The 10,457-nt window shown below is 77.3% G+C and carries 1 protein-coding gene; it reads left to right on the top strand.

Annotated features, from left to right (window positions below):
• Window positions 1-348: 348 nt before the first annotated feature.
• Window positions 349-10,455, top strand: coding sequence for a type I polyketide synthase (locus tag ACGFNF_RS19350; protein WP_393169500.1), 10,107 nt, complete (start codon window positions 349-351; stop codon window positions 10,453-10,455).
• Window positions 10,456-10,457: the final 2 nt, after the last annotated feature.

The raw sequence follows: 10,457 nt of genomic DNA, 5'->3' as shown, positions 1-10,457 counted from the left end.
AAATGGTGCCGTACGGCCGTCGTCGACGGTTGTGACACCTGCGGCCGGGCGGGCCTGGACACCCGCCCGGCCGCACCCCGCGAGGGTGCCGCGCCGGACCGCTCGCAGGGCGGGTCGGCGCAGCCTGCGCCCCCGCCGCCTAGGGGCACCCGTAGGGGCACGCTAGGGGTTGTGACCGCCGTCCGGCGACAATTACCTTTCGTCCGGCGCGTAAGACCTGGTGGGGGCTGAAACGCTTTTTGTCTGGCAATTCGTGGTCGGCTGAATGGGCTTAGATCTTCGCGGCTTGTGGCGTCTGTGGACGGTATTGGGTCGCCTGTTTCTTTCCGGCCCGAAGAGGTGGCGTCAATGGCGACTGAAGATACGCTCCGGGAGTACCTGAAATGGGTGACGGCGGACCTTCACCAGACCAGGAGGAAGCTCGGCGAGCTTGAGGCGGCCAACCGGGAGCCGATCGCCATCGTCGGCATGGCCTGCCGGTTCCCGGGCGGGGTGGGCTCGCCCGAGGAGCTGTGGGAGCTCGTCGACTCCCGCCGCGACGCCTTCTCCGCGTTCCCCGCCGACCGCGGCTGGGACCTGGCGCGGCTGTTCCACCCGGACCCCGACCACCCCGGCACGTCGTACGTCGCCGAGGGCGGCTTCATCGACTCCGCCACCGAGTTCGACGCCGCGTTCTTCGGCATCTCGCCGCGCGAGGCGCTCGCCATGGACCCGCAGCAGCGGCTGCTGCTGGAGGCCGCCTGGGAGGCGTTCGAGCACGCCGGGCTCGACCCCTCGGCGCTGCGCGGCCACCAGGTGGGGGTGTTCGCCAGCACCACCGGCCAGGACTACGTGGGCCTGCTCCAGCAGCCGCCGCCCGGCACCGAGGGCTACATCCTCACCGGCACCGCGGCCAGCGTCGTGTCCGGCCGGATCTCGTACGCGCTCGGCATCGAGGGCCCCGCCGTCACCGTCGACACCGCCTGCTCGTCGTCGCTGGTCGCCCTGCACCTGGCCTGCCAGGCGCTGCGGCAGGGGGAGTGCACCCTGGCGCTCGCCGGCGGGGCCACCGTCATGTCCACCCCGTCCGCCTTCATCGGCTTCAGCCGCCAGCGGGGCCTGGCCATGGACGGCCGGGTCAAGTCGTTCGCCGCCGCCGCCGACGGCACCGCCTGGGGCGAGGGCGTCGGCCTGCTCCTCGTCGAGCGGCTCTCCGACGCGCGGCGCAACGGCCACCCCGTCCTCGCGGTGGTACGCGGCAGCGCGGTCAACCAGGACGGCGCGAGCAACGGGCTGACCGCCCCCAACGGCCCCTCCCAGCAGCGGGTCGTGCTCCAGGCGCTGGCCAGCGCCCGGCTCGCCCCGGAGCAGGTCGACGTCGTGGAGGCGCACGGCACCGGCACCACCCTCGGCGACCCCATCGAGGCCCAGGCGCTGCTGTCGACGTACGGGCAGGGCCGGCAGCCGGACCGGCCGCTCTGGCTCGGCTCGGTCAAGTCGAACATCGGGCACACCCAGGCCGCCGCCGGCGTCGCCGGGGTGATCAAGATGGTGATGGCGCTGCGGCACGAGACCGTGCCGGCGACGCTGCACGTCGACGCGCCCACCCCCAACGTGGACTGGACGGCCGGCGCGGTGTCGCTGGCGACCGAGCCGCAGCCGTGGCCCGCCGGGGAGCAGCCCCGCCGCGCGGGCATCTCCTCCTTCGGCATGAGCGGCACCAACGCCCACGTGATCATCGAGGAGGCGCCCGCCGCCGACCCGGCCGCGGTGGACGCCCCGGACGGCGCCGCCGCCGCGACCGACGCGGTCGCCGTGCCGGCCGCCGCCGACACCGCCTGCGTCGACGGGGCCGGCCTCGTGCCGGTGCTGCTCTCCGCCCGTGACGCCGAGTCCCTGGCCGCGCAGGCGACCCGCTGGGCCGACTGGCTCGACGGGCGCCCCGAGCTGCGGCTGACCGACGTCGGCTGGTCGTCGGCGCGTACCCGGGCCAGCCTCGAGCACCGGGCCGTGCTGCTCGCCGCCGACCGCGCCGGCCTGGCCGACGGCCTGCGCGCGCTCGCCACCGGCGGCGACGCCCCGGGCCTGGTCACCGGCGCCGGCCCGCGCGGCGGCAAGCTCGCGTTCCTCTTCTCCGGCCAGGGCGCGCAGCGCAGCGGCATGGGCCGCGAGCTGGCCGCCGCGTTCCCCGTCTTCGGCCGGGCGCTCGCCGAGGTCTGCGCCGAGCTGGACCGGCACCTGCCCCGCCCGCTCGCCCCGGTGCTCTTCGCGCCCGAGGGCGACGAGGCCGCCGGGCTGCTCAACCAGACCCTCTACACCCAGGCCGGCCTGTTCGCCGTCGAGGTCGCGCTGTTCCGGCTCCTGGAGAGCTGGGGGATCGTCCCGGACGTCCTGCTCGGCCACTCGATCGGCGAGCTCTCCGCCGCGCACGCGGCCGGCGTGCTGTCGCTGCCCGACGCCGCCACCCTCGTCGCCGCCCGGGGCCGGCTGATGCAGGCCCTGCCGGCCGGCGGCGCGATGCTGGCCGTCCAGCTCCCCGCCGACGCCGTCCGGGCCGCCCTGGCCGGCGTCGAGGACCGGGTCGCCGTGGCCGCCGTCAACGGGCCCACCGCCGTGGTCGTCTCCGGCGCCGCCGACGCCGTCGAGGAACTCGAACGCCGCTGGGCCGACCAGGGCGTACGCACCAGGCCGCTGCGCGTCAGCCACGCCTTCCACAGCCCGCTGATGGAACCCATGCTCGCCGAGTTCGCCGCCGTGGTGCGCGGGCTGGAACTGCACCCGCCGACGCTGCCGATCGTGTCGAACCTGACCGGCACGGTCGCCGACCCCGACGAGATCCGCACCGCCGAGTACTGGGTGCGGCACGTGCGGGAGGCCGTCCGGTTCGCCGACGGCGTCGACCAGCTGCGCGCCCTCGGTGTGCGTACGTTCCTGGAGGTCGGCCCCAGCGGCGTGCTCACCGCGCTGGCCCGCGACGTCCTGACCGCCGCCGGCGCCGACGACGACACCGCCGCAGTGGCGCTGCTGCGCCGCGACCGCCCCGAGCCCGCCTCCGCCCTCACCGCCCTCGCCGAGCTGCACGTCGGCGGGGTCGAGGTCGGCTGGGCGGAGCTGTTCGCCGGCGCCGACACCGCGCGGGTGCCCCTGCCCGCGTACGCCTTCCGCCGGCAGCGCTTCTGGCCCGAGCCGCCGCCCGCCGCCCCCGACACCGTGGCGGCGGACGGCGACGACGAGTTCTGGACCGCCCTGGAGCAGGCGGACGCCGACACGCTGCGCGGCGAACTGGGCGACGACGACGAGCAGGTCCAGGCGCTGCTGCCGGCCCTGCCCGTACTCACCTCCTGGCGCCGCTCCCGGCGGGAACGCTCGCTGGTGGACGGCTGGTCGTACCAGGTGACCTGGCAGCCCGTGCCCGTCGAGGACGGCGACGGCCCGGCGGGCCGCTGGCTGGTCGTGCTGCCGGCCGACGACGCGCCGGCGTGGGCCGACGGCCTGGCCGGGCTCTTCGGCGACGACGAGCCGCTGGTGCTGCGCGTCGGCGCGGCGGACCTCGACCGCGCGGCGCTCGCCGCCCGGCTGCGGGACCTTCTCGACGGCCGGCCGGTCGACGGCGTGCTCGCCGTGGTCGCCGGCCAGGACCGGCTGCTGGCCGAGCACCCCGGCGTGACCCTCGCCGCGGCCAGCACCCTCGCCCTGGTCCAGGCGATGACCGACCTGGACCTGGTGGCGCCGCTGTGGTGCGTCACCAGCGGCGCGGTCGCGGCGGCCCCGGGCGACCGGGTCGCGCACCCGCTGCAGACCGAGGTCTGGGGCCTCGGCCGCGCGGCGGCCGTCGAGCAGCCGCACCGATGGGGCGGCCTGGTCGACCTGCCGGCCACCGTCGACGACGCCACCACCCGGCGGCTCGCCGCCGTGCTGGCCGGTCACGTCGGCGAGGACCAGGTGGCCGTCCGGCCCGGCGGGACCTGGGCCCGCCGGCTCACCCCGGCCCCGCCCGCGGCGGACGAGCCCCCCGCCGGCGACTGGTGCTCCGGCACCGTCCTGGTCACCGGCGGCACCGGCGCCCTCGGCGGCCACGTCACCCGCTGGCTGCTCGGCCGCGGCGCCGGGCGGGTGGTCCTGGCCAGCCGCCGGGGCACCGCCGCCCCGGGCATCGCGGACCTGCTCGACCGGTACGGCGCCGACGGGCGGGTCACCGTCGCCACCTGCGACGTCACCGACCGGAGCTCCGTGGCGGAGCTGGTGGACGCGCTGCCCGACCTGACGGCGGTCGTGCACGCCGCCGGCACCGACCAGCTCACCCCGCTGACCGACACCACCCTCGACGAGTTCTCCCACGTCGTCGCGGGCAAGGTGCTCGGCGCCCTGCACCTCGACGCCTGCCTCGCCGAGCGCGACCTCGGCGCGTTCGTCATGTTCTCCTCCATCTCCGGCGTGTGGGGCAGCGCCGGGCAGTGCGCCTACGGCGCCGGCAACTCCCTGCTGGACGCCCTGGCCGTCAACCGGCGCGACCGGGGCCTGCCGGCCACCGCCGTCTCCTGGACGGCCTGGGGCGGCGAACACGGCATGGCCGCCGAGAACGTGGCCACCGAACAGCTCAACCGGATGGGCCTGCCGCCGATCGACCCGGAGAAGGCGCTCGTCGCCCTCGACCGGGCGCTGCGCCGCCCGACGCCCTGCGTGACCGTCGCCGACGTCGACTGGAGCCGGTTCCACCCCGCGTTCACCGTGGCCCGGCCCAGCCCGTTCCTGGGCGGCGTGCCGCAGGTGCGGGCGCTCGTCGCGCAGGAGGAGGAGGCCGCCGCGCCCACGGGCGGGGTCGCCGCGCCGCTGCGCCACCTCGCGGCGCTGCCGGCGGCGGAGCAGGAGCGGGAGCTGCTGCGGCTGGTCAACGAGCAGACCGCGGCGGTGCTGGGCCACGCCACGCCCGACGAGCTGCGCGGCCGCCCGTTCAAGGACCTCGGCTTCGACTCGCTGACCGCCGTGGACTTCCGGGGACGGCTGAACGCGGCCACCGGCCTGCGGCTGCCCACCACGCTGGTCTTCGACTACCCCACCCCCGCCGAGCTGGCCGCGCACCTGCGCGAGCTGGTCTCCGGCGCGGCCCCGGCCGACGCCCCCCAGACCGTCGTCGTCGACGCCGACGAGCCCGTCGCGATCGTCGGCATGGCCTGCCGCTACCCCGGCGGCGTCGACGGGCCGGAGGCGTTCTGGCGGCTGGTCGCCGACGGGGTGGACGCCATCTCGCCGTTCCCCACCGACCGGGGCTGGGAGATCCCCGAGCCGGCGGAGGGGACCCACCCCCCGGCGGGCGGCTTCCTCTACGACGTGGCGGACTTCGACCCCGCCTTCTTCGAGATCTCGCCCCGCGAGGCCCTCGCCATGGACCCGCAGCAGCGGCTCGCCCTCGAGACGTCCTGGGAGGCGCTGGAGCGGGCCGGGGTGGACCCGGCGACGCTGCGCGGCACCCGTACGGGCGTCTTCGTGGGCGCCTCCACCTCCGGCTACGGCACCGGCCTGACCGAGGTCCCCGAGGGCGTCGAGGGCTACCTGATGACCGGCGCCGCGCACAGCGTGATCTCCGGCCGGGTCGCGTACGCCCTCGGGCTGGAGGGACCCGCCGTCACCGTCGACACCGCCTGCTCCTCGTCGCTGGTGGCGCTGCACCTCGCCGGGGCGGCGCTGCGGCGCGGCGAGTGCGACCTGGCGCTGGCCGGCGGCGTGGCCGTGATGGCCACCCCCACGGCGTTCCAGGAGTTCTCCCGCCAGGGCGGCCTCGCCTCCGACGGGCGGTGCAAGTCCTTCGCCGCCACGGCGGACGGCACCGGCTGGTCCGAGGGTGTCGGCATGCTGCTCGTGCAGCGGCTCTCCGACGCCCGGCGGCAGGGCCGGCGCATCCTCGCCGTCGTACGCGGCTCCGCCGTGAACTCCGACGGCGCGTCGAACGGCCTGACCGCCCCCAACGGCCCCTCCCAGCAGCGGGTGATCCGGCAGGCGCTCGCCAGCGCCCGGCTGGCGGTCACCGACGTGGACGTCGTCGAGGCCCACGGCACCGGCACCGTCCTCGGCGACCCGATCGAGGCGCAGGCGCTGCTGGCGACGTACGGGCAGGACCGGGGCGACGCCGGCCCGCTGCTGCTGGGCTCGGTCAAGTCGAACATGGGCCATGCGCAGGCCGCCGCCGGCGTGGCCGGCGTGATCAAGATGATCCTGGCGATGCGGGAGGGCACCGTACCGGCGACGCTGCACGTGGACGAGCCGTCGCCGCACATCGACTGGTCGGCCGGCGACGTGGAGCTGGTGACCCGGTCCCGGCCGTGGCCGGCGGTCGACCGGCCCCGCCGCGCGGCGGTCTCCTCGTTCGGCATCTCCGGCACCAACGCCCACGTGGTCGTCGAGCTGCCCACCGACGCGCCCGCCGACGCCGAGGCGGCCGACGCCCCGACGCCGCCGGCCGCTGGCACGGAGGCGCGGGAACGCGCCGCCGGGCTGGTCGCCGCCGACGTGGTGGTGTGGCCGGTCTCGGCCCGCTCGACCTCGGCGCTGGCCGCGCAGGCGTCCCGGCTGGCCCGGCACCTGCGGGCCCACCCCGGACTCGCCCCGGCGGCGGTCGGCTGGTCCCTCGCCGCGACCCGCACGGCGTTCGACAGGCGTGCCGCGGTGCTCGGCGCGACCCCCGGCGAGCTGCTGGCCGGCCTGGACGCGCTCGCCGCCGGCACCCCCGCCGGCAACGTGCTGACCGGCACCGTCGCCAACCACGGCGCCGGCCCGGTGTTCGTCTTCCCGGGCACCGCCCCGGCGGGCGCGGCGGCCGGACTGGTGGGCCGCTGCCCGGTCTTCGACGACGCCCTCGCCGAGTGCCGGCAGGCCCTCGCCCCGTGGGTCGACGTCGACCCGGCCGCCCTGCTGACCGGCGCGGACGCCTCCTGGGGCGAGCGGCCGGAGCTGGCCCGGCCCGTGCTGTTCGCCGTCGGGGTGGCGCTCGCCGCCGTCTGGCGGCACGCCGGGCTCACCCCGGCCGCGGTCGTCGGCGACGGCGACGGCGAGGTCGTGGCCGCCCACGTGGCGGGCCTGCTGTCCCTGTCCGACGCCGCCCGTACGGTGGCGCTGCGGGCCCGGGCCGCCGCGGGCGAGCTGGACCCCGACGGCCTCCGCGTCGCCCTGGCGGGGCTCGCCCCGCAGCCCGGGACCGCCCGGCTGGCCTCCACCGTCACCGGGGACTGGGCCGACGCGGCCACCCTCGGCGCCGACCACTGGACCGACCCGGCCACTCTCGGCACCGGCCAGCGGGCCGGTGGGGCTGGGGGACCGGAGCGGCTCGACGCCGCCCTGCGCGCCGCCGTCGACGCCGGACACGTGACCTTCGTGGAGATCTCGCCGGAGCCGGCGCTGACCGACCGGGTCGCCGCCGTCCTCGACGCGACCGGCGTCACCGGCCACGTCCTGGAGACCCTCGCCGGGTCGGACGACGCCGCCACCCGGCTGCTGACCGGCCTCGCCACCGCGCACACCCTCGGCCTGCCGGTGGACCACCGCCGGCTGCTGCCCGAGGCCGAGCCCGTCGACCTGCCCACGTACGCCTTCGACCGGAACCGCTACTGGCTGGAGCGCACCGGCGCGCACCGCTCGGTCCTGCCCGCCGTGGGCCTCGACGTGGTCGACCACCCGCTGCTCAGCGCGGTGGCCGACCTGCCCGGCGACGAGGGGCTGCTGTTCACCGGCCGGATCACCCTCGCCACCCACCCCTGGCTGGCCGACCACGCCGTGCTCGGCACGGTGCTGCTGCCGGGGACGGCCCTGGTGGAGCTGGCGTCCTGGACCGGCCGGCAGGCCGGCGCGGCGACCGTCGCCGAGCTGAACCTGGAGGCGCCGCTGGCGATCCCCACCGAGGGCGGAATCGACCTGCGGGTCCGCGTCGGCGCGCCGGACGAGACCGGGCACCGGCCCGTCGCCATCCACACCCGGCGCGACGACGACACCGGACCCGACGGTTCCCGCACCTGGCAGCGGCACGCCTCCGGCCAGCTCGCCGACACCGTCGACCCGGAGCCCGCTCCGGCCGCCGTGTGGCCGCCCGCCGACGCCGAGCCGATCGCCCTCGACGGGCTCTACGCCCGGCTCGCCGCCCAGGGCTACCACTACGGCCCGGCCTTCCGGGCGCTGCGCGCCGCCTGGCGGTCGGGCCCGGACATCCTCGCCGAGGTCGCCCTGGACGCCGACGCGTCCACCGACACCACGGCCTTCTCGGTGCACCCGGCCCTGATGGACGCGGCGCTGCACGCCATCGGCGCCAGCGCCACGGCAGGCGCCACCGACGCCACGGCCGGCGACCCCGCCGGTGGCGCGTCGGGCACCGAGGGCGGCCCCGACATCCGCCCGGGCCTGCCGTTCACCTGGTCGGGCGTGACCATCCGGCCCACCCGCGCCCGCGAGCTGCGGATCCGGCTGCGCGCCACCGACGCCTCATCCGTGGCCCTGACCATCACCGACACCGGCGCCACCCCGGTCGCCTCCGTCGACGGTCTGGTCCTGCGGCCCATCTCCGGCGAGCAGCTCAGCGCCGCCCGCCGGTCGGCCAGCCGGTCCCTGCACCGCCTCGACTGGGTCGCCCCCGCCACCGGCCGCGCCGACGGCACGTCCCGGCTCGTCGCCCTCGGCGACGACTGGCCCGGCGCCGACCGGCACCCGGACCTCTCCGCGCTGGTCGCCGAGGTGCGCGCCGGCGGTCCGGTGCCCGACGCGGTGCTGGTGACCTGCGCCGGACCGGCCGCCGACGAGCCGCACCCGGCCGCCCAGGCGCACCGCGTCGCCCACCGCATGCTCGCGCTGGCCCAGCAGTGGCTCGCCGAGGAGTCCCTCACCGCCGCCCGGCTGGTGGTGGTCACCCGCGGCGCGGTCCGGGTCGACCCGGACGAGCGGATCGCCGACGTGCCGGCCGCCACCGCCTGGGGCCTGCTGCGCTCCGCCCAGTCGGAGAACCCCGACCGGATCGTGCTCCTCGACGTCGACGACGACGCCTCGGCCGCCGCGCTGCTGCCGGCGGCCCTGGCCACCGGCGAACCCCAGCTCGCGGTACGCGCCGGCCAGCTCCGGGTGCCCCGGCTGACCCGGCTCGGACCGCCCCCGGCCGAGGCGCCCGGCCCCGACCTGGCCGCCGGCACCGTCCTGGTGACCGGGGCGACCGGCCTGCTCGGGCGGCTCGTGGCGCGACGGCTCGTGACCCGGCACGACGTACGGCACCTGCTGCTGGTCAGCCGCAGCGGGGCGGATGCCCCGGGCGTCGCCGCGCTTGTCGACGAGCTGGCCGGACTGGGCGCCACCGCCCGGGTGGTCGGCTGCGACGTCACCGACCGCGACGCGCTCGCCCTGCTGGTCGACCAGCTCCCCGCCGACCTGCCGCTGACCGGCGTGGTGCACGCGGCCGGGGTGCTCGACGACGGCGTCCTGCCCGCGCTCACCCCGGACCGCTTCGACACCGTGCTGCGTCCCAAGGTCGACGCGGCCTGGCACCTGCACGAGCTGACCGAGAAGCTGGACCTGGCCGCGTTCGTGCTCTTCTCCTCGGCGGCCGGCCTCTTCGGCGGCCCCGGGCAGGCCAACCACGCGGCGGCGAACTGCTTCCTCGACGCCCTCGCCCAGCACCGGCGCGACCGGGGACTCCCGGCGCTCTCGCTGGCCTGGGGCCCGTGGGTCAACGACACCGGCGACGGCCAGACCGGGCACGTCGACGAGGCCCGGATGAACCGGGGCGGCTTCGTCCCGCTCGGCGCCGACGAGGGCATGGACCTGTTCAGCGAGGCGCTGCGCTTCGCCGAGCCGGTGGTCGTACCGGTCAACCTGGACCTCGCCCTGATCGGCCGGCACGGGCCGGCGGCGGTGCCGCCGGTGCTGCGGTCGCTGGTCCGGCCGGCGACGAGCGGCGCGGTACGGGCCGCCGAGCGCGATCCGGCCGAGGCGCTGCGGGAGACCCTCGCCGCCACGGCGGAGGCCGACCGCGACCAGGTGCTCTCCGACCTGGTCCGCACCCACGCCGCGGCGGTCCTCGGCTACGCGTCGATCCGCTCGATCGACGTCGAGCGCGGCTTCGTCGAGCTGGGCTTCGACTCGCTGACCGCCGTCGAGTTCCGCAACCGGCTCAACGCGGCCACCGGGCTGCGGCTGCCGTCCACGCTGATCTACGACCGGCCGACCACGGCCGCGCTTGTCGAGTACCTGCGGGGCGCGCTGCTGGCGGAGCGGAGCACGTCCGCGCTGACGGTGCTCGGCGAGCTGAACAAGCTGGAGCACGCCATGCGGGCGGTGGCCTCCGCCGACACCGACCGGGCCGCCGTCGGCGCCCGGCTGCGTGAACTGCTCTCCCTGTGGACCTACACCGAGTCCGGTGCGGACTCCGCCGCCGACGAGGGCACCAGCCTCGAGTCGGCCTCCGCCGAGGAGATCTTCAGCCTGCTGGACGAAGAGTTCGGCTCGGCCTGATC

The organism is Micromonospora sp. NPDC048868 (assembly GCF_043198195.1).
GTDB lineage: Bacteria > Actinomycetota > Actinomycetes > Mycobacteriales > Micromonosporaceae > Micromonospora > Micromonospora reichwaldensis.
The sequence above is the reverse complement of the archived record's forward strand: the minus strand, read 5'-3'. Positions and strand labels throughout refer to the sequence as shown.

Excerpts from the sequence above, each read along its gene's own strand:
- ACGFNF_RS19350 (WP_393169500.1), top strand. The coding sequence starts at position 349 with ATGGCGACTGAAGATACGCTCCGGGAGTACCTGAAATGGGTGACGGCG.